The organism is Mycobacterium sp. DL99 (genome assembly GCF_004762045.1).
In the GTDB taxonomy this organism is placed as follows: domain Bacteria; phylum Actinomycetota; class Actinomycetes; order Mycobacteriales; family Mycobacteriaceae; genus Mycobacterium.
Genome location: NZ_SJOM01000007.1, coordinates 6164607 through 6188747, shown reverse-complemented (window position 1 = coordinate 6188747; position 24141 = coordinate 6164607). Strand labels below are relative to the sequence as shown.

Here is a 24141-nt window from a genome sequence, read left to right as displayed (position 1 = left end):
AGCAATCCGGGCGCAGGGTCTTGACCGCATTTCCTACACGACGTAGCTTTTTTCTACATCGTGTAGGAAACGGGGGAGATCATGACGATCCGGGACTGGCTGACGTTGCCCGAGACGGAGCCGGGGGAGGACTACGGGTTCTTCGGCCCCGATTCGGTGACATGGAAGGTATGGAGTTACCCGACCTCGCTGTCGATCGGGTTCCAGCGGGCCGTCGTCATCGAAGAACTCGACCCCGCGCTCGTCGCGGCGGTCGATAAGACCCACGAGATCTACTCGCGGCCCCGTACCCGGTACGACCGGACGCTGCGCTACTTCGCCATGGTGGCGTTCGACGACAGTCGCTCCACCACGAAGGCCGCCGACGTCCTGGTCAAGATCCATTCCAAGGCCATCGGCACCGACCCGGTCACCGGAAAGACCTACGACGCCAACAATCCGGACTCGCAGCTGTGGATCCACCTGACCGCATGGCATTCCATCCTGGTGGCCTATGAGAAATACGGCCCGGGCCGGCTGTCACCCGAAGAGGAGCTGCAGTACTGGCGGGAATGCGCGATCGCCGCCGAACTTCAGACCTGCGATCCGTCCGACGTTCCCCTGACGCGCGAGGGCATCCGCGAGTATTTCGAAAAGATGCGGCCCCAACTCATCGGCTCGGACATCGCCCGCCAGGCCATGCATCACCTGCTGGGCGCCGAGGTGATGTTGCCCAAGATGCCACTGCTGCTGCGTCCGGGCACCAGGGTGATCACCGCGTTCCTGCGCCGCGGCACCCTGGCGACGATGCCGCGCTGGATGCGAGAGATGGCTGGGCTCAACACATCCCGGGTTCTCGACGCGCTGGTGGTGCCGCCTCTGAGTGCCGCATTCACGGTGATCGCCATGAGCGCACGGCTCGAGCTGATCCTGCTGCGCCTGCTTTCCCCGGCGACCCTGCCGATCGGCGCGCGGGTCCTGCTGTCCGTTCCGCCAAAGGACCCGGTCACCACGACACCGCGCGAGGCCCAGCGTCGTTACGGCTACGCCGCACCGAGCCAGGCGCACTTCGAGTTTCGGGAGAAGCAGGCGGTCCGCGTGTTCGGTGAGGGACTCGCACCGAGTGACGAGGGCATCCTGGAGTCCCAGCCGATTCTCGGTGGGATCGGTTGACCCGTGATCAAGAACCTTCTCGACTACCGATTGAGCATCCGGCAACTGGTCTACCTCGCGATCGTGGTGGGGGCCCCGTACCTCGTGATCGGCATGATCTGGGCCCTCACCCACAGCGATCACATCGCCGGGCTCACGGGTCTGGACAAGCTGTTCTCGCTGTTGGGCGAGATCGTCGCGTGGCCGGTGCTGATCATCGCTAATGTCACGCTGACATGAGTGAAGCGAAGTGAACGAAGCCGCGACCGCCAACCGGACCCGCGCTGAGCATCTGGGCCCGGACCGGCGCCGGCCGCAGGTCCTCGACACCGCGTTGGAGATCGCCGCGCAACAGGGCCTGGCCGATGTGACGATGGGAGCCATCGCAAGCCGTTTGGGGGTCACCCGGCCGGTGGTCTACGCCTGCTACCCCGGCCGCGGGGAAGTGCTTGCCGCACTGTTGGATCGGGAAACCAACCAGGTGCTGGCCAGCCTTTTCGAGCTGCTGCCCCCGCAGCGTACGGGTTCCATCGAGCAACTGTTCGTCGACGGGTTCCGCGCGCTGCACAGCACCGTGCGCGAGCGCCCCGCCTCATGGCGCATCATGTTCGGGGCGGATCCTGACCCGGTGCTGACCGCGGCCATCGTGCGTGGCCGGGACCGTCTCCGCGGCCAACTCGCGACCGTGATGCGCCCACTGCTGCAACGGTGGCAGGTCGCGGATCTCGACGCCGCACTGCCGATGCTGGTCGAGGTGTTCCTGGCGATCTGCGAGGCGGCGGTCCGCAAGATGCTCGCCGGCGACGACGAACCGCTGGTGGCAGAGACCTTCGGCAAGGCGGCCTATCGCGCCATGCGGGCAAAAGCCTAGCGAGACAACAACACCCCGCGAGCCGAGGCCCGCGGGGTGTTGCGTTACTTGTCAGATCAGACGTCGAACCGGTCGGCGTTCATCACCTTGTTCCAGGCGGCGACGAAGTCCTTGACGAACTTCTGCTTGGAATCGTCCTCGGCGTACACCTCGGCCAGGGCCCGCAGCTGCGAGTTCGAGCCGAACAGCAGGTCGACGCGGCTGGCGGTGTACTTCTGCGCACCGCTGGCCCGGTCGGAGCCGATGTAGGTGCCGTCGTCGGCCGGTGACGGTGCCCACTTGATGCCCATGTCGGTCAGGTTGACGAAGTAGTCGTTCGTCAGCTTGCCCTTGTTGGCAGTCAGCACACCGAGATCCGAGCCACCGTGGTTGGCGCCCAGCACGCGCAGGCCGCCGATCAGCACGGTCAGCTCCGGACCCGACAGGCCCAGCAGGTTGGCCTTGTCGATGATCCGGTACTCCGGGGGCAACGGGTCACCCTTGCCGACCTGGTTACGGAAGCCGTCGGACAGGGTTTCCAGCCAGGCGAACGACTCGACGTCGGTCTGGTCCTGGGTGGCGTCGCCGCGACCCGACAGGAACGGCACGGTGACATCGAATCCGGCGTCCTTGGCCGCCTTCTCGATGCCGACGGCCCCGCCGAGGACCACCAGGTCGGCGAACGACACACCCGTGTCCGACGCTGCCTGGATCTCCTCGAGCTTGCGGATCACCTGGGCCAGCTCGTCGGGCTCGTTGGCCTCCCAGCCCAGCTGCGGCTGCAGGCGGATCCGGCCGCCGTTGGCGCCACCGCGCATATCGCTGGAGCGGTACGACGACGCTGCCTTCCATGCCGTCGAAACCAGCTGCTGCACAGTCAGACCCGAGTCGGCGATGGCGGCCTTGAGCGTGTCGACATCGGCGCCGCTCAGGGTCTTACCGGCCGGAATGACGTCCTGCCACAGCCAGGTCTGCTTGGGTGCCAGCGGTCCGAGGTAGCGGGCCACCGGACCAAGGTCGCGGTGCAGCAACTTGAACCAGGCCTTGGCGTACTCCTCGGCCAGCTCCTCCGGGTGATCCAGCCAGCGGCGGGTGATCTCGCCGTAGATCGGGTCGAACCGCATCGACAGATCGGTGGTGAGCATCGACGGGTGGGTCTTGCCGGTGCCCTGCGCCATCGGCACAGAGTTGGCCCAGCCGTTGTCCTTGGGCTTCCACTGATTGGCGCCCGCCGGGCTCTTCGTCAGCTCCCACTCGTTGCTGTAGAGGATCTCCAGGAAGCTGTTGTCCCACTTGGTGGGGGTGTGCGTCCAGGTCACCTCGATGCCGCTGCTGACGGTCTCGTTGCCGAGGCCGGGGTTGGCCCAGCCCAGGCCCATCTGCTCGAGCGGTGCGGCTTCGGGCTCCGCGCCGTTCTCGATGTCGGTGGCGCCGTGGGTCTTGCCGAAGGTGTGGCCACCGACGATCAGCGCCGCGGTCTCGATGTCGTTCATCGCCATCCGGCCGAACGTCTCGCGGATGTCGATGGCTGCTGCCATGTAATCCGGATTGCCTTCGGGGCCTTCGGGGTTCACGTAGATCAGACCCATGTGGCTGGCGGCCAGCGGGTTCTCCAGCTTGGTGCGGTCGCCGCTGCCTGCGTAGCGGTCCTGTGAACCCAGCCACTCGTGCTCGGCGCCCCAGTAGATGTCCTCCTCGGGCTCCCAGAAGTCCGGGCGACCGAAGGCGAAGCCCGCGGTCTTGAAGCCCATGTGCTCCATTGCCCGGTTGCCTGCGTAGACGATCAGGTCGGACCACGAGATCTTCTTGCCGTACTTCTTCTTCAGCGGCCAGAGCAGACGACGGGCCTTGTCCAGGCTGACGTTGTCGGGCCAGCTGTTCAGCGGGGCGAAGCGCTGCATACCGCGCCCGCCGCCACCACGGCCGTCCTGCACCCGGTAGGTGCCAGCGGCGTGCCACGACATCCGGACGAACAGCGGGCCGTAGTGGCCGAAGTCGGCCGGCCACCACTCCTGCGAATCCGTCAGCAGGGCATCGAAATCGCGCTCGAAGGCCTCGAAATCGAGGGTCTTGACGGCCTCGCGGTAGTCATAGCCCTCGTCCGACGGATCGATGGCGGGCGGATTCTTCTGCAGGATCTTGAGATTCACCGCATTGGGCCACCAGTCGCGGTTGCTGCCGCCTTCGACAGGAGGCTTGATCCGCATGGGACAACCGCTTTCGGCGGGTTCGGTTTGAGCTTCGCCAATGGGGGGGTGTGTTTCTGCCATGACAAATCCTTTCCGGGGCTGGCGGGTTAAGGGGTTATCTACTTGGAGCAATCGAACATTCGGGGCAAGTGCCCCAATAGATGACCTCGGCTTCATCGATCTCGAAACCGTGGTCGTGTGACGCGGTCAGGCATGGGGCGGACCCGGCCGCGCAGTCCACGTCGGCGATTGCGCCACACGATCGGCACACGACGTGGTGGTGGTTGTCGCCGATACGTGATTCGTAGCGGGCGACTGAACCGGAGGGTTGGATGCGGCGCACCAGTGCCGCTGCGGTCAGGGCGTGCAGCGAGTCGTACACGGCCTGGTGTGAGACGTCGGGCAGGTCTTTGCGCACCGAACGGATGATCGTGTCGGTGTCTGCGTGCGGATGCGCATGGACCGCGTGCAGCACCGCCACTCGGGGGCGGGTCACACGCATGTCGGCGCTTCGCAGCATCTGCTGGAAGTCCGCAGTTGTCGCCACGGACCGAAGTCTTGTCCCTTTTCTGGAATTAGTCAAGAATAAAATTCTCGCGAATTCGAGACGAACGATGGTGGTGCCTGGAACGGGTCGGCGACCGTACCGAGACTGCATCCAGGGACAAATTCGACGGCGGTCTTGTCCCTGGATGCAGTCTCGGTGTCCGCTTGGCGGAGCCGGATCGCTAGACGAGCTCCAGCCGGCGCGCCATGTCCGAGACGAACAGGCCGTCGGGATCCACCTTGCGGCGTACCGCCAGCCACTCTTCGATCCGCGGGTACATGGCGTGGAACGTCTTCGCGGTGGTCCGCGAGTCCTTGGCGGTATAGAGTCGGCCGCCGAATTCCATTACGCGGCGGTCGAGTTCGGTGAGGAAGTCACTCAGGCCGGGCTTGATCTGGAAGTCGACACAGACGTTCCAGCCGGGGATGGGGAAGCTCAGTGGTGCCTGGTTGCCCGCGCCGAACAGCTTGAACACGTTGAGGAACGAGTAGTGCCCGGAGCGCTGGATGTCGACCATGATGCGCTTGAACTCGTCGACAGCCTCGGTGGGCACCACGAACTGGTACTGGGTGAACCCCACCGAGCCATAGGCCCGGTTCCATTCCCCGACCATGTCCAGCGGGTGATAGAACTGCGTCAGGTTCTGGGCCTTGCCTCGATAGGTCTTGCCCAACCGGTACCACACCTCGGTCATGGCGCCGAAGATCAACTTGTTGCCAAGACCGTTCGGGAAGATGTCCGGCGTGGTGAAGTACTGCGGCGCATCGAATTTGAGCGGATCACGCTGCAGGTTCGGGGGCAACTGGTCCAGTTTTGCCAGCGAGCCGCGGGAGATCACCGCGCGGCCCAGCTTGGGCGGGGCGCTCATCGCGTCGAACCAGGCCGACGAGTACGTGTAGTTGTCCTCGGTGCCGTCGCTGTGGAACTCGATGGTCTCGTCGAGGCCGTGGGTGACATCGCCGTCGGCGATGAAATACGCAGTCTCCGTGGGGGTCATCTCGATGGTGGCCCGCAGGACGATGCCGGTCAGGCCGTTACCGCCGACCGTCGCCCAGAACAACTCGGCTTCGGGGCCGTCCGGGGTGAGCTTGCGGATCTCGCCGTTGGCGGTCAGCAGATCGATCGAGCGCACGTGGTTGCCGAAACTGCCTGCGCTGTGGTGGTTCTTGCCGTGGATGTCACAGCCGATGGCGCCGCCGATGGTCACCTGGCGGGTGCCGGGCAGCACCGGGACCCACAACCCGTGGGGCAGTGCGGCCCGCATCAGCTGGTCGAGGTTCACCCCGCCGTCCACGTCGACCAGCTTGGTGCCCGCGTCGATCGAGTGGATCTGGTTCAGCGACGACATGTCGATGACCAGTCCGCCGCCGTTCTGCGCGTTGTCGCCGTACGAGCGCCCCAGACCGCGGGCGATCACACCCCGGCCCTTCTGCTCGGCGGCCCGGGTCACGGCCTTGACGATGACCTCGGGATCGCTGGTTGAGAGCACCTGTGCCACGGTCGGTGCGGTCCGGCCCCAGCCCGTCAGGCGCTTGGGAGTGGTCGGCAAGTCAGTAGTCGACATCGTCAAAGAGGGTACCGCGAGCACGGCCCGGGTCCCCTGCAGTTGTGTCCGAAATTGGTGTCCACTGCACAGCCGGCGACCGGAAATGATCGTCGAAACGGGAGGTCAGGCGCTGTTTTGTGGACCAAGCGATACCGAGAGTGACGCACGGGTCGTCGGAACCGCCTGCCTGATCCTCAGTGCAATTTGAAGATCACCGCACGCTGCACGATGAAGTTGATCACCGTGGCCGTGCCCTGGGCGATGACGTAGGCGACCGGCATCCGCCATGGCCCGTCCGCGAGCCAGAGCAGAAAGACGTGGTTGATCCCGACCTGGACCGCGAAAGTCACCGCGTAGAGAACACAGACCGCAATGAAACGGGCCTTGCTCGGCGGTGCCTGGAAGGTCCAGCGCCGATTGATCAGGTAGGCCGTGGTGGTTCCGGCGATGAAGCTGAGGGCTTTGGCGAGGTCTATCTGCACGCCGAGGGTGTGCAGGATGAAGTACAGCCCGTAGTCGACGATCGCCGACAGTCCGCCGGTCACGATGAACCGGAACGCCTGCGTTTTCAGGTCAAGGGTCGGCGACATTACGGGCTCAGCCACTCAGGCAGCTTAGCGAGGTCGTACGGTGCACTCGTGCTGCAGACGGTGCTCAACTACCTCGGAATCGCGGTGTTCGCGTCGTCTGGGGCCATGGTCGCGATACGTAAGGGCTTCGACCTGTTCGGCATTGCGGCGCTGGGGGTGCTGACCGGTGTGAGTGGCGGGGTGATCCGCGACCTCTTTCTCGGCATCCATCCGCCCACCTCTATCCAGCACTGGCCCAATATCACCGTTGCGGTGGCGGCGACCGCCGTGGCCACCCTCACCGCGAACCACCTCATCCGGTTCAACCGCATCGTGCTGTCGCTGGACGCGATCGGCATGGGCTTCTTCGCGACTTCCGGCGCGGCGTTCGCGGTCGACCACGGGGCCAGCTGGTTCGCGGCGGTGCTGATCGGCATGACCACCGCGATCGGCGGCGGCATCATCCGCGATGTGCTGGTGCGCGAGATTCCGATGTTGATGCGGCCGGCCGATCTGTATGCCGTCCCCGCCTTGATCGGTGCGATGGCGTACGCGGTCATCGACTACTTCGGCCCGCAGTGGATCGGCCTGGTGGTGGGCACGGTGCTGGCCACGACGCTGCGCCTGGCCGGGCTGGTTTTTCACTGGCGGTTACCCACGGGGCCGTCGGACCTGATCGTGGGTGAGAATTCCTAGCGGAACGTGGCCGACAGGACGCCGCACAGCGCGTCGACCGCCGGCCCGAAAGCGTGGTCTGCCGGCGCCCCGAAACCGATGATCACCCCGTCGGGGGCGGGGGTATCCGGTCCGGCGAGCGGGTGACGCATGATCGACAGCCCGTTCAACGCGATCCCGGCTTCACCGGCCCGGCGCAGCACCTCGGGTTCGGCGCCGTCGGGCAGGGTGAGCAGCATGTTGACGCCCGCGGCCAGGCCGCTGATGCCGAGGTCGAATCGGGCCAGCGCGGTGACCAGGGCGTCGCGTCGCCGCCGGTAGCGGTTGCGCATCCGCCGGACGTGCCGGTCGTAGCCGCCGCTGTGGATGAAGTCGGCCAGGGTCAGCGCGGTGAGGGCGTCGACGTGGTACTGCGCCCCGCCTGCCGCCGCGATGACCGGATCGATCAATGCGTCGGGCAGTGCCATCCAGCCCACCCGCATCACCTGGGCCATGCTCTTGCTGGCCGAACCCAGGTAGACGACCCGTTCGGGGTTCAGTGACTGCAGGGCGCCGACGGGTTGGCGGTCGTAGCGGAACTCGCCGTCGTAGTCGTCGTCCACCACGTATCCGCCGGTGCGCTGCGCCCACTCGATGACCGCGGTGCGCCGCGCCGGGTGCAGGGCCATCCCGAACGGGCTCTGGTGCGCGGGAGTAAGTAGTACCGCCGAGGGGTCCAACGGGTCGAGGTCGCTGATCACCGCGCCGTCCTCGTCGACGCCGATCGGTGCCGTCGGCACACCCAGCGCCGCGAGCGCGTCGCGGAAGATGAACAGCCCGTGGGCCTCCACGGCGATCGGTCGCCGGCTGCCGAGGACCCGGCCCAGTAGGTCGACGCCATCGCGCACCCCGGAGCAGATCACGATCGACTCGGGGGTGGTCCGCACGCCGCGCACGCGGCTCAGATATTCGGTGAGAGCCTCGCGCAGCGCCAGCGGTCCGCGCGGGTCGCCCATCCGCAGCGCGGACACCGGTGCGGTCGTGATCGCCCGGCGCGCCGACGCCAACCACGCCGTCCGCGGAAACTCCGACACATCGGGGGAGCCGGGCATCAGGTTGTGCCGCGGGACGGCAGGAACGCGGCGTGGGCGCGGCGCCGGCCGCGGGGCGGTGGTGCGCGCGACCCAGGTGCCCGCGCCCTGGCGGGAGGCCAGCCAGCCTTCGGCGACCAGCTCGGCGTACGCCTCGGCGACGGTGTTGCGGGCCAGTCCGAGGTCGGAGGCCAGCGTGCGCGACGGCGGCAGTCGAGTGCCGGTGCTCAACCTGCCGCTGCGAATCCCCTCCCGAAGTGCGGTGATCAGCTGCTCGCGGGCGGTGCGGCTGCCGGGTTCGATCACCGCGCGCAGGTCGAGATGGAGATCCCGGCCCCGCAAATTGGCCCGTGAAGTCACTGCAATATTGAACCATCTAGGCGGTATTTTGCCGTCTAGCGTTGGAGCCATGACACAGACACTCGAGCCCGCCGCGACCGTTGACCGCCTCAAGATCTACAAGGTCTCGCCCGAGCTCTACGACGCGATGATGACGCTGTCGAATGCCGCCGCCAAGGACGTCGACCCCACGATCGGCGAGCTCGTCAAGATCCGGGCCTCGCAGATCAACCACTGCGCGTTCTGCCTCGACATGCACACCCACGACGCCCGCAAGCAGGGCGAAACCGAGCAGCGGCTCGCGCTCATCGCAGCCTGGCAGGAGGCGGGCGACCTGTTCACCGAACGCGAGCGGGCCGCGCTGGCCCTGACCGAGGCCATCACCGAACTGGGCGACGGCCACGTCCCCGACGCCGTGTACGCGCGTGCCGCCGCGGCGTTCACCGAACGCGAGCTCGGTCAGGTGATCGCGATGGCCGTGACCATCAACGCGTGGAACCGGATCAACGTCACCGTGCGGATGCCCGCCCCGCGGCGCTGATCGCGCGCAGGATCGGAGATGTGGAACGCCACCGCTTTCAATGTGATGTCGGTCACAAATCGGAATATCGGCCGCGGGTTCGTGGAATCGATCTACGGCCGTTCAGTTAATCCGGGCGTTCGGCCCTGCGTAACGGAACGTTTACACAGCAAGCGCAAACCCGGGGTGGTCGGCGGGCTGGTCCGCGATATTTACGATGGTGACGGCAATCTTTCTACTCGGCGTGATTGTCGGGCCCGTGCTCTGCAGATCGGGCAAAACGCCAGTTCTTGCCGCGTGGTGGGGTCATTCCGCGGCGCTTCGACTCCGATGTGATCCGGACGTAGCGCTCAGCGCTCACAGGTTGTCGGCAGCGGCGGTGTGACGCAGGCAGGTGCTGATCTAGCAAACTTTGTACCGAGGACTGTCTGCTCGGGTGTTCGGAAACCGTTGCCGTTGCCGCCCGGGTGCCGCCCGGTTACGTTTCCTCCTGCCAATCATGAGCAAGGCATGAGAGCCGGATGTGACCTCCCTAATCGGGCGGTGGACCGCCGATGGATCTCTAGGGTGGGGACCCTGGTTGGTGAAGCACGAATCGGATCACCGACATAGCTAGGGAGAACATGAAGGCATTCAGTCGAGTGCTGGTCGCATTGGTGACCGCAATGGCCGGGGTCCTCGCGGGCCTTTTCATAGGCACGGGCACTTCACATGCGGGTCTGGACAATGAACTGAGCCTGGTTGATGGTCAGGACAGGACCCTGACCGTTCAGCAGTGGGACACCTTCCTCAACGGTGTGTTCCCGCTGGACCGCAACCGGCTGACCCGTGAGTGGTTCCATTCGGGTCGGGCCAAGTACACCGTGGCCGGCCCGGGTGCCGACGACTTCGCGGGCACCTTGGAGCTGGGTTACCAGATCGGCTTCCCCTGGTCGCTGGGTGTCGGGATCAACTTCTCCTACACCACCCCGAACATCCTGATCGACGATGGTGACATCACCGGCCCGCCCTTCGGCCTGAACTCGGTCATCACCCCGAACCTTTTCCCGGGTGTGTCGATCAGCGCTGATCTGGGCAACGGCCCGGGCATCCAGGAAGTGGCCACCTTCTCGGTGGACGTCAAGGGTCCGGCAGGCGGTGTGGCGGTGTCCAACGCGCACGGCACTGTGACCGGTGCGGCCGGTGGCGTGCTGCTGCGTCCGTTCGCCCGCCTGATCGCCTCCACCGGTGACAGCGTCACCACCTACGGCGAGCCTTGGAACATGAACTAGGCATACGACGCCGATCGGCGCGTCCCGCTCCTTCCGAGGAGCAGGGCGCGCCGATTGCCATTTCGGGCGGCTACGGTGGCCTCATGACGCCGCAGAGCCCGGTTTCGGTGCTCGGGGAGGACGAGTGCTGGCAGCTGCTGTCCAGCGTGACCCTGGGCCGTCTCGTATCGACCATCGGCACGAGGCTGGAGATCTTTCCCGTCAACTTCGTCGTCCAGCACCGCACGGTGCTGTTCCGGACCGCCGAGGGCACCAAGTTGATCAGCACCCTGTTCAACGACCGGGTGCTGTTCGAGGCCGACGATCACACGGTTGTCGGCGGGTGGAGTGTGATCGTGCGGGGCATACCGCAGCTTCTTGAGGCTCCCGAAGAGATCGCTGAGGCGGAGCGTGGGCAGCTGTTGTCGTGGATCGCCACCACGAAGCGTCGTTACGTGCGGATCCAGCCGAAGGAGATCTCCGGGCGCAGGTTCGTGTTCGGCTCCGTGCCCGACGACGTGTAGCCGCTCAGACCCAGTAGGGGACCCGTGCGCGGTACTGGCGCATGGCCAACGCCGCCAGCGTCCAGCCGATCGCCGTGAGAACCAGCACCACCAGCCAGTGCCGCAACTCCTGGTCGGCACCCAGTAGCGGCGCGCGCACGATGTCCAGGTAGTGCAGCAGCGGGTTGAGCTCGACGATCTTGGCCCACGAGCCGGCGCCCTGTTGCCGCAGCGTCGACTCGTTCCAGATGATCGGCGTCATGAAGAACAGCAACTGCACCACCGAGGCCAGCAGCGGGCCGATGTCGCGGTACCGGGTGGCCAGGATGCCGAAACAGATCGACACCCATATGCAGTTGAGCACGATCAGCCCGAGCGCCGGGATGACCGCCAGGTCAGTCCATTTCCACGGTTTCGGATAGATCATCGCGATGACCACGAAGATCACGATGTTGTGGCCGAACAAGATCATCTGCCGCCACACCAAGCGGTAGACGTGCACCGACAGCGGGGTCGGAAGTTGTTTGATCAGGCCCTCATTGGCGATGAACACTTCGGAGCCCTCGAGAATCGACGCGTTGATCAGATTCCAGATGATCAGGCCGAGTGTTACGTAGGGCAGGTGCTCCTCGAGCGGCAGCTTGAACAGCTTCGAGTACAGCAGGCCCATGGCCACCGCGGTGGTGCCGGTGGCAATGGTGATCCAGAACGGGCCCAGCACGCTGCGCCGGTAGCGCTGCTTGATGTCCTGCCAGCCGAGGTGCAGCCACAGTTCGCGTTTGCCGAAGCCCTCGCGGAGGTCGCGCACGGCCCGGGCCATGGTCTTGGAATCGGACGCCGCGTCAGTGAACGTCATCGTTGGAACCTTTCGCGTCTGCCCAACCGCCGCAGGCGAATCCACTCACGCAGACCCGCGGGGTCGCGGCGGGACACCAGAAAGTACCAGCCGAAGCGCACCCACTCCTGCGGCAGGAGTTTGCGCAACCCCGGCTGGGACAGCAGGTAGCCACGGTTGCGGTACGTGAAGAACCGCTTGGTCTCGTCGTCGGGGTACTGGGTGTGCATCCGGCCGCCGAGGATCGGTTTGAACTCGTCGGTGCCGCACGGGTGTAGATAGCTTGCGGTCAAACAGGTTCCGAACGGCAGGCCCGAGCGCACGAGCCGGCGGTGCAGTTCGACCTCGTCGCCGCGGACAAATAGGCGCAGATCCGGCACGCCGACCGATTCCACCGTGGCGGCCCGGAACAGGGCGCCGTTGAACAGTGACGCGATCCCGGGCAGGACGTCGCCCTCACCCTCGGTGCGCAATTCACTGGCCAGCCGCCGCCACACCAGCCCGCGGCGCAGCGGGAACGCCAACCGGTCGGGATCGTCGAGGTTGCACACCATGGGTGAGACCTCGGCCAGGGTGTACTGCTCGGCGCAGGCCAGCAGGGTGGACAGCACGGTGCTGTCGGCGGGGCGGCCGTCGTCGTCGGCCAGCCAGATCCAGTCGGCACCCTGGGCCAGCGCGTGCAGCATGCCAAGCGCGAAACCGCCTGCGCCGCCGAGGTTTCGGCGAGATCCTAGATAGGTCGCCGGCACCGGCTGGCCGAGGACCAGCTCGCGTACGGCGTCGTCGTCGTCGTTGTCGACCACGATCAGGTGGTCGGGCCTGCGGTCCTGTCCCGCCACCGCGGCGAGGGACTTGGCCAGCAGTTCAGGACGCCGGTGGGTCACGATGACCGCGATTACAGACTCAGGCGCCACGCGCGGTTTCCTCCAGGACCTCGCGCACATGCCGCGCGGCGTCTGGGCCCTCGTAGGCCCCGACGACCTCTTCGATGCCGCCGGTCATCTTGACGGTGCCGTGGTCGATCCACATCGCCGTCTTGCAGAGCCGGGCCAGGAACTCGTTGGAATGGCTTGCGAACACCAGGATTCCGGACCGCTCCACCAGACTCTGCAGCCGAGACTGCGCCTTCTTGAGGAACTCCGCGTCGACGGCGCCGATGCCTTCGTCGAGCAGCAGGATCTCGGGGTCGATGCTGGTGACCACGCCCATCGCCAGGCGCACCCGCATGCCGGTGGAATAGGTGCGAAGCGGCATCGACAGGTACTCGCCGAGTTCGGTGAACTCCGCGATCTCGTCGACCTTGGCCAGCATCTGCTTGCGGGTCTGCCCGAGGAACAGTCCGCGGATGAGGATGTTCTCGAAGCCCGAGATCTCCGGGTCCATCCCGACGCCGAGGTCGAACACCGGGGCCACCCGGCCACTGACCGTGGCCGAGCCCCGCGTCGGCTCGTAGATGCCCGAAAGTAGCCGCAGCAGTGTGGATTTGCCCGCGCCGTTGTGGCCGACCAACCCGACCCGGTCGCCCATTTTCAGCGACATCGTGATGTCGCGCAGCGCTTCGATGACGACGACGTTGGACTCGTTCCGCCCGATGGCGCCGCCGGCCTTACCGAGGAACGCCTTCTTCAGGGAGCGCGTCTTGGCGTCGAAGATGGGGAACTCCACCCAAGCTTCGTGCGTCGAAATATACGGATCAGACAATGCGGCCTACAGGTACTGGCCGGTGCCGGGGTGGGACGCGCCACCGCGCTGTCCGCCCGGGACCTGCAGGCCCGGCGGGAGGGCGCCCTGGCGCATCTGCTCGAGCTGGGCGCGGGCGGCCATCTGCTGGGCGAACAACGCCGTCTGGATGCCGTGGAACAGGCCTTCCAGCCAGCCGACCAACTGTGCCTGCGCGATGCGCAGTTCGGCATCGGACGGCACGCTGTCCTCGGTGAAGGGGAGCGTCAGCCGCTCCAGTTCTTCACGCAGTTCAGGGGCCAGACCGTCCTCGAGCTCGCGGATGCTGGTCCGGTGGATGTCGCGCAGCCGGTTGCGGCTGGCTTCGTCGAGCGGAGCCGCGCGCACCTCTTCGAGCAGCTGCTTGATCATGGTGCCGATGCGCATGACCTTCGCCGGTTGCTCGACGAGGTCTGTCAGCGCCTTGCCGTCAGCTTCGGCATCGGTCTCGTCGGCTGTGCTGGCCAGGATCTCGATGTTGTCATCGTCGGGGTTGATGGTCATGGCCTTCCCTTGGATCTTGTCAGTTCTGGGTCGTGTCAGTTCGTCGCCCTGGTGGCCGCGTTCTCTCCGTGCCAGCGGTAGATGCGGTCCTCACCGTTGTCGTAGATCTTCTCCCACGACCGTGAGTGCTCTAGCGACACTAGTCCGTCCGGCATGACGAACCCGCGGACCACCGGTGTGCTGGTGAGCACGTAGCGGATGTTGAGCGCTTCGACTGCCTCGGCAACGCGGGGATCGGTGTCCGCGTCGTCGGCGTAGGCCCAGAAGATGAACCGGTGATACCCCGGGCCCTGCTGCACCGGGTAGTCATAGTGCGTCCACAGCGGGTGCAGCCCCGAGACCGCGTACATCCAGGCGGTGCCGTCCGTGTTGGCGTCGCCGATGAGCGTGGTGCGGGCATCGGGCAGATTGGCCAGGTAGGCGAAGGCTTCGAGGTCCTTGGCGTCGATCATCACCGAGTCGTACTTGTCGCCCAACAGGAACTTATGGCGGGGGAAGTAGTGCCAGGCCAGGCCCACGGTGGTGGCGGCCAGTGCGACGGCGGCCGTCGCGCGGATCCAGGCCGGTGGGGCGCCGGTGCGACGCAGCAGCGCGGCGCCGAGCAGCACCAGCGTGCACAGGCCGATCGCGGCCATCGGCGCGTAGAGCATCGTGACCACCGCCGACAACCGGCGCGGATCGCTGTAGAACAGGTCGCTGAACTTGCCGGTGATGGCTCCGATCGGGCCGCCGAACGGTGCGCCGGAATGCACGATCGACGTGATCAAGATCAGCCAGATCGCCAGCGGCCACCAGATTTTCTTGACCAGCAGGACCAGTCCGCCGATGGCGGCCAGCGCGATGAGCGCGTACTGGATGGGGAAGTCGTTGAGGTGACGGGTGTGCTGGAAGACCGCTGAGAACAGTGAGTGCTTCTTGCCGAGGTGGTTGACGAAGGCGTGGCCCACGATGATGTCGGCCTGCTGAAGGACCCCGAGAAACTGGGGAAGCATGATCAGCAGGGTCGGCACCGCGACGGCGGCCAGCGCCAGGAAGTCGGACAGCCGGCCGCGGACCGGGTGCCACAGCGCATCTACCAGCCACCAGATGCCGACCAGCAGCACGGTCACCACACCGCCGGTGAGGTGTACCGAGAAGACGCCGACCGTCGCGAGCACGGCCAGGCCGATGCGGTCCCGATGTGCCGGTGTCGAGACGATCAGGGCGAATACCGGTACCGCGAGCCCGTAGGCGACCAGGTTGGGCATCGCCGCCACATCGAATTCGACGTAGGGCACCGCGGTGAACGATGCGGTGAGCGCTGCCGCGGTGGCCGCGACGACGGCGGTGCGCATCTCGCAGGCGTGCGGGCGGACCATCTTCCACGTCAGTACCGCGGCGCTGACCGGGAACAGCCACACCGCCGCGGTGACCGAACTCACGGTGTACGCGGTGGTCGCGGCGGCACCGGTGAGTTGGCAGTAGACGGCGGCCAGGGCGTGGAAGGCCGACGGGTAGTAGAGCGCCTCGTGGGTTTCGACGTTGCGCAACTCGCCCATGTGGGTGGGTGAGGCCTGGCCGGTGTCGAGGATCCACCGGATGGTGTTGGCGTGCCACACCGAATCCCAGGTGCTGGGGATGGATTGCCAGTGCGGCAGGCCGGCGATCGCCGCAGCAGCAATCAGCGCGGCGCCCAGCAGCACTCCCACCGCAACCACCACGGCGGCCCGCCGCGTCGCGCCTGAGGCCTCGGCATCGCGGTCACGGTAGCGGGCCAACACCCTCCGCAAGCCGGCCGCAATGGCGGCGACGATGACCACAGCAAACAGCGCAGTCCACACGTTCCACGGCACGCCGATGGCCCCGAGCGGAATGATTGCCAACGCGACAGTGCCGTAGGTCAAGGCTGGACCCACTGCAACTGCCGTCGACACGGTCAGCCCGCCGGCCCTGGCTATCAGCGCCCCGGGGATCACCAGCAACAACAGTGCGATTAGCACTCCGAACCCGAAGCCCACTGGACTAGTATGGCTGCCCAGGGCGACCCGGTCCGAGCATGGTCTCGGAAGTGCAAACGTGCGGTCGGGCGCTCACCAAATCGTGTCGGTTTGTGATATCTGCGGACCCTCTAAGGTGGCTGGCATGGCATACGACGTCGCCCGGGTGCGGGGCCTGCACCCGTCATTGGGCGATGGGTGGGTCCACTTCGATGCCCAGAACGGCATGTTGGTGCCCGATTCGGTCGCGACGACGGTTTCCACCGCCTTCCGCGGCTCGATGCCCACCGCTGTCGGACCGCACCCATCGGCACGCCGCAGCGCGGCCGTCCTCATCGCCGCCCGCCAAGCCGTGGCAGACCTGGTCAACGCCGATCCGCGGGGTGTGGTCCTGGGCGCGGACCGGGCCCAGTTGCTGACCGCATTGGCCGAGGCATCCTCCAGCCGGGTCGGCCTCGGCTATGAGGTGGTGGTCACCCGCCTGGATGACGAGGCGAACATCGCGCCGTGGTTGCGGGCCGCCAATCGCTATGGCGCCAAGGTCAAGTGGGCCGAGGTCGACATCGAGACCGGTGAGCTGCCGGCCTGGCAGTGGGAAGGGCTGATCGACAAGCCGACCCGCCTGGTGGCCATCTCGTCGGCCTCGTCGACCCTGGGAACCATCACCGACCTGGGTGAGGTGACGAAGCTCACCCACGAGGTCGGCGGCATGGTCGTCGTCGACCACTCGGCGGCGGCCCCGTACCGGCTGATCGACATCAACGAGATCGACGCCGATGTGGTCGCCCTCAACGCCGTGCCGTGGGGCGGCCCGCCGATCGGCGCCCTGGTGTTCCGCGACCCGTCGATGATCGATTCGTTGGCCTCGGTGTCGTTGGATCCGCACGCCACCGGTCCGGCCCGGCTGGAAGTGGGTGTACACCAGTACGGCCTGCTGGGTGGCGTGGTGGCCAGCATCGAGTACCTGTCGAACCTCGACGATTCAGCCAGCGGTTCGCGGCGCGAGCGGCTGGCGGTGTCGATGCAGTCGGCGGGCGCGTACCTGGACCGGTTGTTCGAGTACCTGGTGGCCTCGTTGCGCTCGTTGCCGTTGGTGATGGTGATCGGCAGGCCGGAGTCGCAGATTCCGGTGCTCAGCTTCGTGGTGCGCGACATCCCGGCCGAGCGGGTGGTGCAGCGGCTGGCCGACAACGGCATCCTGGCGATCTCGAATGCCAGCTCCCGCGTGCTCGACGTGATCGGCGTCAACGACATCGGCGGCGCGGTGACGGTAGGGCTGTCGCACTACTCGACCGGTGCCGAGGTCGATCAGCTGGTGCGGGCCCTGGCCTCGCTGGGCTAGACGGTAAGCACGATCTTCCCCGCGACCTCACCGGAGGCCAGCAATTCGTGGGCCCGCTGGGCTTCCTGGATGGGCAGTTCTGCACCGATGATCGGACGTACCCGTCCGTCGGCGATCATCGGCCAGACATTGTCGAGCACCGCGCGCACCACCTCGCCCTTGCCGCCGGGCCCGTGCACCGGCCGGGGACGCAGTGAGGTGGCGATGACCCCGGCCCGCTTGCCGAGCAGCTTGGCGATGTTCAGTTCGGCCTTGATGCCGCCCTGCATACCGATGATGACCAGCCGGCCGCCGGTGGCCAGGGCGTCGACGTTGCGGTCCAGGTAGGCCGCGCCCATGATGTCGAGGATCACGTCGGCCCCTTCGCCGCCGGTTTCGCTCCGGATCCGCTCCACGAAGTCCTCGTCGCGGTAGTTGATGGTGATGTCGGCCCCCAGTTCGCGGCACAGCGCCAGCTTGTCCGCCGAGCCGGCCGTCACCGCGACCCGGGCGCCGAGGGCGCGGGCCACCTGAATGGCGTGGGTGCCGATTCCGCTGGCTCCGCCGTGCAACAGCACGACCTGACCGGCCGTCAATCCGGCGGTCATCACGAGGTTGGACCACACCGTGCACGACACCTCGGGCAATCCTGCGGATTCCCTGAGAGCAACGCCATCGGGCAATGGCAACACCTGTGCGGCCGGTACGGCGACGTACTCGGCGTATCCGCCACCGGCGAGCAATGCACACACGGGTTGCCCAACTGACCAGTCGGTAACATCTGCGCCGAGGGCGGCGACGTTGCCTGACACCTCCAATCCGATGACCTCACTGGCGCCTGGCGGGGGCGGATACTTGCCCGCGGCCTGAAGCAAGTCGGCGCGATTGACACCCGCGGCGTGAACTCGGATCAGAATTTCTTCGTTTGCTGGTTCGATATCAGCGACGTTTTCCCAGGTCAGATGGCCGCTAACGGACGCGACAATTGCATACATTATTTCAACGCTACAAGCATGCTGTTTCCCAAGCGCAGCAATACTGACGTCCCTTACGATTGCGCCCATGGCGGGGATGATTGCGGGGCGCACGGCGGGTGACATGCCGGGCCTGGACATCGCCGAGCAGAGGTCATGGCAGAACTACCTCGACTCGGCTTTGCGAATGTATGCGACCTTGAACCGGTCGCTGGTGGACGCACATCACCTGACCCTCAACGATGTGCGCCTGCTCGACATCTTGGACAAGTCATCGACCGGGTCGGCCCGGATGGGTGATTTGGCCGAACGGCTGATGTCACTGCCCAGCCGGGTGACCCGGCAGATCCGGCGGCTGGAAGTCCAGAACCTGGTGACCAGGTGTGCCAGTCCGGACGACGGGCGCGGGGTGGTCGCCACGATCACCGAAGAGGGCAGGGCTGCTGTTCGTGAGGCGATGGTGACGTACGGACAGGGCGTCCGGTCACACTTTCTCGGCAGGCTCTCGCGTCCGCAGATCGCGGCGATGGGGGAGAACTGTCGCCGCATCAGCGTCGCGCTGAAGAACGGAGCGCCGCCCGCCCACATCGGCCGGGTGTGAAACCCGTACTCTTGTCGGCGGTGGCGTGGCAGAGCGGCCTAATGCACTCGCCTTGAAAGCGAGAGACGGCTAACACCGTCCGGGGGTTCAAATCCCTCCGCCACCGCCATCAGGCCTATGAACCCGCTGGTCGTCAGGCGAGGAGTCCGGCGCCGTCGGTTTCGGCTCGATGTTGACGTTGTCGGCATCGGCCGAGGTCAATGGTTCACACAGCAAGTGCCCGCAGATAGCGGCGGCGGAAGTAGCGCTGCGCGATCAGCAGTGCGGGAAACAGCGGTCGCCAGGGTCCCTCGGGTGCGGGCCGCGTCAGGGACCGCAGTGTCAGAAACACTGTGCCGACGGCATTTCGGTGCACGATGAACGCTTCTTCACCACAGACGGGGTGTCCGAGTCGCGTGCCGTACGCGAACCCGCAACGATCGTCGTCGTTGACGACAGCGACGACTCGTACCGGCTCGCGCACGACGACAGGTCCCCACCTTGCCGTGATGCAAAAGTCGGCACCTTCATCGGCAACACCGTCCGGTGTGACATCGAAGCCGCTGCGCTGCTTGATGCCCCACTTCATCACCTCGGCCGCCGCGAAGATCCACACAGCATTCCCGTGGCCGACGACGATCGTGTGCTCGAAACGGCGGAAGGTCGGTGGGTTGGCCGTCCAGACATCGCGGGCCGGTTCGGTGAGGCTTGCACCGGCATAGGTCAGTTCCGCCGGAAATGTCGGCATGGGAACAAGGGTACGGCTGGAGGATGGCATCCACTTGCTTCAATGAGCTTGGGGTGTAGTCAAGTTCGATGCCGGATACGTTGGGGACGGTCGCCCTCAGTCCGCCGTCAGCACATCGAGCATCCCCGGCCGCAGCTGATCTGCGATCTGGTCCCACGGCACCGTCACGACCACGTAGTCACCCATCACATGGGCCACTGACACGTAGACCTCGAGCCCGCTCGACGTGGGCAGCCAGTTGGCGTCGATGTCCTCGCCCGAGACCGCGCCATCATTGAGCCGCCCGCTGGTGTCCAGCTGCGGCAGCAGCGTCCGTAGCCGAGCCTGCGCTGCAGCGCGATCCTGGTACAGAGCAGCGACGGTGACCGGCGTCGCGGTGGCGGTCGCGATCACCACGGTGCCCAGACTCTGGTTGGGGTGTGCGGCGCCACTGCCGTACCAGAGCAGGACGATGCGTCCGGCGACGACGCCGGAGCCGATCCTGGTCACGCCGCTACCAAAACCGCCGGGCAGCTCTCCGTCGTCCACGCTCATGTCGGCGGACTGTGCGGGCATCCCGGCCCGCGAGGCCTGCATGGCTGCGTTGAAGCGCGCAGTGACGGCCGGGTCGCCGCCGGACAGCTGAGGGACGGTCACCGACTTGTTCGGTTGCGAGCCGGGCTCGGTGATCGACGTGATCGACGTGATCGTGTAGCCGTGCGCATCGGTGGCCAGTGGTGGGGCCGAGGTGTCAACGGCGGACGGTTCGTGCGTCGAGCTCGACGGCGTCGTACTGGTCGGTGCCGTAGTGGTTGTCGCACTTGTCGGCACGGCTGGTGGCGGCGGTGCGGTGGTCGGCCCGCAACCTGCGAGGGTGACAGCGGCTACTGCGGCAGCCCCGATCAGTCTTGCCGGCAACATTAAGGTGAATGCTATCGGCCGGCTGCGGCCAGCCACGGCGCATTTCGGCGGGTGTCTCCCGATGAAGGTGCCGGCCCTGATCGCAGCGGGCGGCCAGCAACTTAGCGTCGTTTCGCAAATTGGTGGCATTCAGACGGATTCAGCGCGGGTACGCTGTGGCTGCTAACTGGGGGGCGATTGTCCAGTCCCGCTGAGGCGATTCGTGGCACGCCCACCGTCGGATCGCTGCTAGGTCTAAGGAGCAGGCTCGTGGGATTCATTCAGGCATTCGCCGGCGCGCTCGGGGGGACGCTGGCCGACCAGTGGAAGGACTTCGTCGTCCCACCGCAGGTCGCCCCGACTTCAGCGATCTTTCCGGGAGTTCCGGTCGGTCAGAACGCCGGTCGCGGTTCCAATACCCGTGGGTCGCAGAACATCATCAGCAACGGCTCGAAGATTCTCGTCCCTGAGGGCACCGGGCTGCTGACGTTCCAGGACGGCAGGATCACCGGCTTCATCGCGCAGCCCGGCGGCTACGTGTGGCAATCCGATGACCCGAACTCACAGTCGATCTTCGCCGGCGACGGAATTGTGAGCCCGCTGATCACGCAGTCGTTCGAGCGGTTCAAATTCGGCGGCCAGCCCGGCAGTCAACAGCTGGTCTTCTACGTGAACCTTCGCGAGCTTCCGAACAACCGTTTCGGCACGCAGTCGGAGATCTATTGGGACGACGCTTATCTCGGCGCTCAGGTAGGTGCGATCACGCGTGGCACCTACACGATGCGGATCATCGACCCAATTCTCTTCGCCACTCAGTTCGTGCCGTTGACGTACCTGCAGGCCGGTGGTGAAGTGTTCGACTTCACCGACTTCGACAACGATGCCGCCACGCAACTCTTCAACGAGGTGGTGGCGTCGCTCGCGCCGGCGTTCTCGCACTATACGAACGACCCGGCCAAGGGCAATCGGATGGCGCGCATCCAGGGCGACTCGATCGGCTTCGCGCAGTCCCTCTCAGCCGCGGTCGACAGTGCCTACCACTGGACGAGCGGGCGGGGACTGACGATCGTCAATGTTGCGATCGCGTCGATCGAGTACGACGAGGACACCCGCCGCCTGCTCTCGGACGTCAAGAAGGCCGATGCCCTGAGCGGCACGCGGGGCAACTCCTTCCTTCAGCAGTCTGTCGCGCGCGGCATGCAGGCCGCGGGTGAGAACGGTGGGGGCGCTGCGGGAATCGCGATGATGGGCATGGGGATGAACGCCGCAGGCGGTGCGATGGGTGGCCTCCAGCAACCTCAGGGGCCGGCACCGTATCAGCAGGTACCCCCACCGCCCCAGGGCCACCCGCAGCAGCCGGGCTATCCGCAGCAGGGCTATCCGCAAGGTCCGCCGCCACAGGGCCCACCGCAGCAGGCAGCTGCTGCCGATGACCCGGTGGCCAAGCTCGCGCAGTTCAAGAGCATGCTCGATCAGGGCCTCATCACGCAGGCTGACTACGACGCTGCCAAGGCGAAGGCGCTCGGACTCTAGGACATGGCACACCCGAACAACGGGGGCAATCGGTCTGGCGGATACCCGCCGGTAAGTGGCGAAAGCCAGCCGCCGCCCCCGCCGTATCCGCAGGCGCCGCAATATTATTCGCCCGGTGGCCCGCCACCCGGCCAATCCTGGCCGTCGTATCCGTCGGCCTATCCGGGGCAGCCTCAGCAGTTCACCCACGGGCCTCCGCCGCAAGCGCATGCATACGCTCAACCGGCCGGCGTGATCCCGCGGGACCGGGCCGTCGAGGTGACGCCTCCGGGCGAGTTCAACAACGCCACATGGGACGGCGTGACACGCGCGCGGGAGGCCGAGCGCAACGCGGGGTACGGGCCCGGCGAGGCGCCCGCCGTGACCTACGACAACCACGACGGACCGCAGGTCATCCAGACCACGTCCAACCGTGAGGACGGGCTCAACAAGTGCCCGCGGTGCGGTTCCACCGACATCGCCCTGGATATCAAGAGCGGCAACCTGGTATGTCGGTACTGCCGATACGGGTGGCGAGAGCAGAACGCGGCTGACCTGTTCGATCTGAACTCGCCCATCAGCGAGTTGCGCGGACGTCGGGTCGGCTCGGGGTCGGGCAACGTCGTGCCCGGGGTGAACGAGGTCGTGAGCTTCAAATGCAGCGCATGCGGTGCCGAGGTGTCGATCGACACCAATCATGCGGTGCAGGCGCGCTGTCACTGGTGCCGGAACAAGCTGTCTGTCAACGAGCAGATCCAGAACGGCGCCGTACCCGACGTGGTGTTGCCGTTCTCGCTCCCCAAGGCTGAAGCTGTCGCGCGCATTTCGGAGTTCGTCGCGGTGCGAAAGTTCTTCGCGAACAGGCGGTTCACGGCGGAGTTCGCACCCGAGAACGTCATGGGTGTCTACCTGCCGTACCTGATCATCGATTTCAACAGCTCGGTCGAGTTCGTGGGGTACGGAGAGCACACCACCCGCAGTTACACCGTGCGCATCGACGACGACCGTTCCGAGACCCGTTACGACTACGACACGTATCAGGTGGCCCGCAAGTTCGATCTCTACATCGACGACCTCACGATCGAATCGGCCGCCGACAAGCGCGACGTCCACACCGACCGCAACACCAACAACATCATCAATTCGATCATGCCGTTCGACACCAAGAATGCGGTGCGCTATGACCCCAACTATCTCTCGGGATTCACTTCGCAGCGCCGCGATCTCGACGTCGATACCATGTTCGACCCGGCTCGGCTGCAGGCCCAGGACGTCGGCAGGTATCGCGCCGCCGAGACCTTGGACTTCTACGATCGCGGCGTGCGCTGGGACCAGCAGCACATCGAAGTGCACGGTGAGCGGTGGGTGTCGGCGTACCTGCCGGTGTGGCTCTATAGCTACTACGAGCGAAAGAGCAGCGGGAAAGAGCTGCTGCACTACATCGCGGTGAACGGGCGTACGGGAGAGACGATGGGTTCGGTGCCGATCAACACCGCGCGCCTCTGGATTGCGTCCGGGGTAGCCGAATTATTCGGTATCGCAGCGACAATCGCGTCGGCCCTGGTGTTCTGGCGGTAGGGGACGAAGATGATCACGCCGATGTTGTCGACCGCTGTCGACGTTGTTCTCGCGACAAGTCATCACGCGTCCTCGTCGTCATCGTCAGGTGTTGCCGAGCTGATCCCGCTGCTGTTTCTCCTTACCGGGCCGGCGTTCTTCATGTACCAGTACACGCGCTACCGGAACAGGAACAAACGGCACCACCACGAAACTGAGACCCTGGCGGACATCGCGAACATGCAGACGATGGACCAGTACGTGAAGAGTGTCGGCGGCTCGCGGAAATCGAGCATGTCGGGCGCGAACGAACACGAGGTGCGTGGGTAGGTCTGCGCGGCCCGCCA

The 24141-nt window shown here is 65.9% G+C and carries 25 protein-coding genes and 1 tRNA gene; 13 read left to right on the top strand and 13 right to left on the bottom strand.

Features of this window, described 5'->3' with window-relative positions; genetic code table 11:
• Nucleotides 1-81: 81 nt before the first annotated feature.
• From EYZ64_RS30130 to EYZ64_RS30120, 3 genes are read left to right on the top strand one after another with little or no spacing between them, the layout of a single operon-like run.
• Nucleotides 82-1152 carry an oxygenase MpaB family protein gene (locus EYZ64_RS30130; protein ID WP_135459415.1) on the top strand — a complete coding sequence of 357 codons (1071 nt, stop codon included), beginning with the start codon at nucleotides 82-84 and terminating at the stop codon, nucleotides 1150-1152.
• 3 nt (nucleotides 1153-1155) lie between these two features.
• Nucleotides 1156-1371 (top strand): hypothetical protein, encoded by a 216-nt coding sequence (locus EYZ64_RS30125; RefSeq protein WP_167858033.1) that lies wholly within the window; start codon nucleotides 1156-1158, stop codon nucleotides 1369-1371.
• Nucleotides 1372-1381: 10 nt separating this feature from the next.
• Nucleotides 1382-2002: a TetR/AcrR family transcriptional regulator gene (locus EYZ64_RS30120; RefSeq protein ID WP_135459414.1), complete on the top strand. Its 621-nt coding sequence runs from the start codon at nucleotides 1382-1384 to the stop codon at nucleotides 2000-2002.
• A 56-nt stretch (nucleotides 2003-2058) separates the two neighbouring features.
• Here the strand turns inward: EYZ64_RS30120 and katG are convergent, their stop codons facing one another.
• From katG to EYZ64_RS30100, 4 genes are all read right to left on the bottom strand, one after another.
• On the bottom strand, nucleotides 2059-4251 hold the full coding sequence (gene katG / locus EYZ64_RS30115) for a catalase/peroxidase HPI (protein ID WP_135459413.1): 2193 nt from the start codon (nucleotides 4249-4251) through the stop codon (nucleotides 2059-2061).
• Between the two features lie 34 nt (nucleotides 4252-4285).
• Nucleotides 4286-4690 (bottom strand): Fur family transcriptional regulator, encoded by a 405-nt coding sequence (locus tag EYZ64_RS30110; RefSeq protein ID WP_167858212.1) that lies wholly within the window; start codon nucleotides 4688-4690, stop codon nucleotides 4286-4288.
• 208 nt (nucleotides 4691-4898) lie between these two features.
• Nucleotides 4899-6281: a decaprenylphosphoryl-beta-D-ribose oxidase gene (dprE1, locus tag EYZ64_RS30105; protein WP_167858032.1), complete on the bottom strand. Its 1383-nt coding sequence runs from the start codon at nucleotides 6279-6281 to the stop codon at nucleotides 4899-4901.
• Nucleotides 6282-6457: 176 nt separating this feature from the next.
• Nucleotides 6458-6853: a GtrA family protein gene (locus EYZ64_RS30100; RefSeq protein ID WP_167858211.1), complete on the bottom strand. Its 396-nt coding sequence runs from the start codon at nucleotides 6851-6853 to the stop codon at nucleotides 6458-6460.
• A gap of 48 nt (nucleotides 6854-6901) precedes the next feature.
• Between EYZ64_RS30100 and EYZ64_RS30095 the strand changes: the two genes are divergently transcribed.
• Nucleotides 6902-7528, top strand: coding sequence for a trimeric intracellular cation channel family protein (locus tag EYZ64_RS30095; RefSeq protein WP_135459409.1), 627 nt, complete (start codon nucleotides 6902-6904; stop codon nucleotides 7526-7528).
• On the opposite strand, the gene pdxR is transcribed toward EYZ64_RS30095, so the two are convergent.
• Nucleotides 7525-8937 (bottom strand): MocR-like pyridoxine biosynthesis transcription factor PdxR, encoded by a 1413-nt coding sequence (gene pdxR, locus EYZ64_RS30090; protein WP_135459408.1) that lies wholly within the window; start codon nucleotides 8935-8937, stop codon nucleotides 7525-7527. The genes EYZ64_RS30095 and pdxR overlap by 4 nt on opposite strands.
• Nucleotides 8938-8986: 49 nt before the next feature.
• On the opposite strand from pdxR, the gene EYZ64_RS30085 reads away from it, so the two are divergent.
• The 3 genes from EYZ64_RS30085 (at nucleotide 8987) to EYZ64_RS30070 (ending at nucleotide 11210) form a co-directional block, all read left to right on the top strand.
• Nucleotides 8987-9457 carry a carboxymuconolactone decarboxylase family protein gene (locus tag EYZ64_RS30085; RefSeq protein ID WP_135459407.1) on the top strand — a complete coding sequence of 157 codons (471 nt, stop codon included), beginning with the start codon at nucleotides 8987-8989 and terminating at the stop codon, nucleotides 9455-9457.
• A gap of 602 nt (nucleotides 9458-10059) precedes the next feature.
• On the top strand, nucleotides 10060-10707 hold the full coding sequence (gene mspA, locus EYZ64_RS30075) for a porin MspA (protein ID WP_135459406.1): 648 nt from the start codon (nucleotides 10060-10062) through the stop codon (nucleotides 10705-10707).
• Nucleotides 10708-10790: 83 nt separating this feature from the next.
• Nucleotides 10791-11210 carry a pyridoxamine 5'-phosphate oxidase family protein gene (locus EYZ64_RS30070; RefSeq protein WP_135459405.1) on the top strand — a complete coding sequence of 140 codons (420 nt, stop codon included), beginning with the start codon at nucleotides 10791-10793 and terminating at the stop codon, nucleotides 11208-11210.
• A 4-nt stretch (nucleotides 11211-11214) separates the two neighbouring features.
• On the opposite strand, the gene wzm is transcribed toward EYZ64_RS30070, so the two are convergent.
• Genes wzm through EYZ64_RS30045 form a run of 5 tightly spaced genes read right to left on the bottom strand, consistent with a single transcriptional unit; the run spans nucleotide 11215 to nucleotide 16244 of the window.
• A complete protein-coding gene (gene wzm / locus EYZ64_RS30065) occupies nucleotides 11215-12045 on the bottom strand; it encodes a galactan export ABC transporter permease subunit Wzm/RfbD (RefSeq protein WP_135459404.1) in 831 nt (276 codons plus the stop codon).
• Complete coding sequence (glfT1, locus tag EYZ64_RS30060) at nucleotides 12042-12938, bottom strand: galactofuranosyltransferase GlfT1 (RefSeq protein ID WP_502702995.1); 897 nt, start codon at nucleotides 12936-12938, stop codon at nucleotides 12042-12044. The genes wzm and glfT1 overlap by 4 nt, the downstream gene beginning before the upstream one ends.
• Nucleotides 12928-13725, bottom strand: coding sequence for a galactan export ABC transporter ATP-binding subunit Wzt/RfbE (gene wzt, locus EYZ64_RS30055; RefSeq protein ID WP_135459402.1), 798 nt, complete (start codon nucleotides 13723-13725; stop codon nucleotides 12928-12930). Before wzt ends, glfT1 begins: the two co-directional genes overlap by 11 nt.
• Before the next feature lie 6 nt (nucleotides 13726-13731).
• The gene (locus EYZ64_RS30050; protein WP_135459401.1) at nucleotides 13732-14247 is read right to left on the bottom strand and encodes a bacterial proteasome activator family protein; all 516 of its coding nucleotides are present in this window, start codon (nucleotides 14245-14247) and stop codon (nucleotides 13732-13734) included.
• A 35-nt stretch (nucleotides 14248-14282) separates the two neighbouring features.
• On the bottom strand, nucleotides 14283-16244 hold the full coding sequence (locus tag EYZ64_RS30045; RefSeq protein WP_135459400.1) for a DUF6541 family protein: 1962 nt from the start codon (nucleotides 16242-16244) through the stop codon (nucleotides 14283-14285).
• Nucleotides 16245-16368: 124 nt separating this feature from the next.
• Between EYZ64_RS30045 and EYZ64_RS30040 the strand changes: the two genes are divergently transcribed.
• Nucleotides 16369-17565, top strand: coding sequence for a cysteine desulfurase-like protein (locus EYZ64_RS30040; RefSeq protein ID WP_135459399.1), 1197 nt, complete (start codon nucleotides 16369-16371; stop codon nucleotides 17563-17565).
• Here the strand turns inward: EYZ64_RS30040 and EYZ64_RS30035 are convergent.
• A complete protein-coding gene (locus EYZ64_RS30035) occupies nucleotides 17562-18539 on the bottom strand; it encodes an NAD(P)H-quinone oxidoreductase (protein ID WP_135459398.1) in 978 nt (325 codons plus the stop codon). The genes EYZ64_RS30040 and EYZ64_RS30035 overlap by 4 nt on opposite strands.
• A 67-nt stretch (nucleotides 18540-18606) precedes the next feature.
• On the opposite strand from EYZ64_RS30035, the gene EYZ64_RS30030 reads away from it, so the two are divergent.
• Nucleotides 18607-19119 carry a MarR family winged helix-turn-helix transcriptional regulator gene (locus tag EYZ64_RS30030; RefSeq protein WP_135459397.1) on the top strand — a complete coding sequence of 171 codons (513 nt, stop codon included), beginning with the start codon at nucleotides 18607-18609 and terminating at the stop codon, nucleotides 19117-19119.
• A 19-nt stretch (nucleotides 19120-19138) separates the two neighbouring features.
• Nucleotides 19139-19228: transfer RNA gene (locus EYZ64_RS30025), tRNA-Ser, on the top strand.
• A gap of 96 nt (nucleotides 19229-19324) precedes the next feature.
• Here EYZ64_RS30025 and EYZ64_RS30020 read toward each other — a convergent pair.
• Nucleotides 19325-19846: a DUF1990 domain-containing protein gene (locus EYZ64_RS30020; RefSeq protein WP_135459396.1), complete on the bottom strand. Its 522-nt coding sequence runs from the start codon at nucleotides 19844-19846 to the stop codon at nucleotides 19325-19327.
• Nucleotides 19847-19942: 96 nt separating this feature from the next.
• Nucleotides 19943-20746: a hypothetical protein gene (locus EYZ64_RS32555; protein WP_286175193.1), complete on the bottom strand. Its 804-nt coding sequence runs from the start codon at nucleotides 20744-20746 to the stop codon at nucleotides 19943-19945.
• A gap of 249 nt (nucleotides 20747-20995) precedes the next feature.
• Here EYZ64_RS32555 and EYZ64_RS30010 point away from each other — a divergent pair, with 249 nt between their 5' ends.
• From EYZ64_RS30010 to EYZ64_RS30000, 3 genes are all read left to right on the top strand, one after another.
• Entirely contained in the window at nucleotides 20996-22258 is a 1263-nt protein-coding gene (locus EYZ64_RS30010; protein ID WP_135459395.1) for an SPFH domain-containing protein, read from the top strand.
• Between the two features lie 231 nt (nucleotides 22259-22489).
• Nucleotides 22490-23815: a TFIIB-type zinc ribbon-containing protein gene (locus EYZ64_RS30005; protein WP_286175192.1), complete on the top strand. Its 1326-nt coding sequence runs from the start codon at nucleotides 22490-22492 to the stop codon at nucleotides 23813-23815.
• A gap of 21 nt (nucleotides 23816-23836) precedes the next feature.
• Entirely contained in the window at nucleotides 23837-24124 is a 288-nt protein-coding gene (locus EYZ64_RS30000) for a growth/differentiation factor (RefSeq protein WP_286175191.1), read from the top strand.
• The last annotated feature ends 17 nt before the right edge of the window (nucleotides 24125-24141 follow it).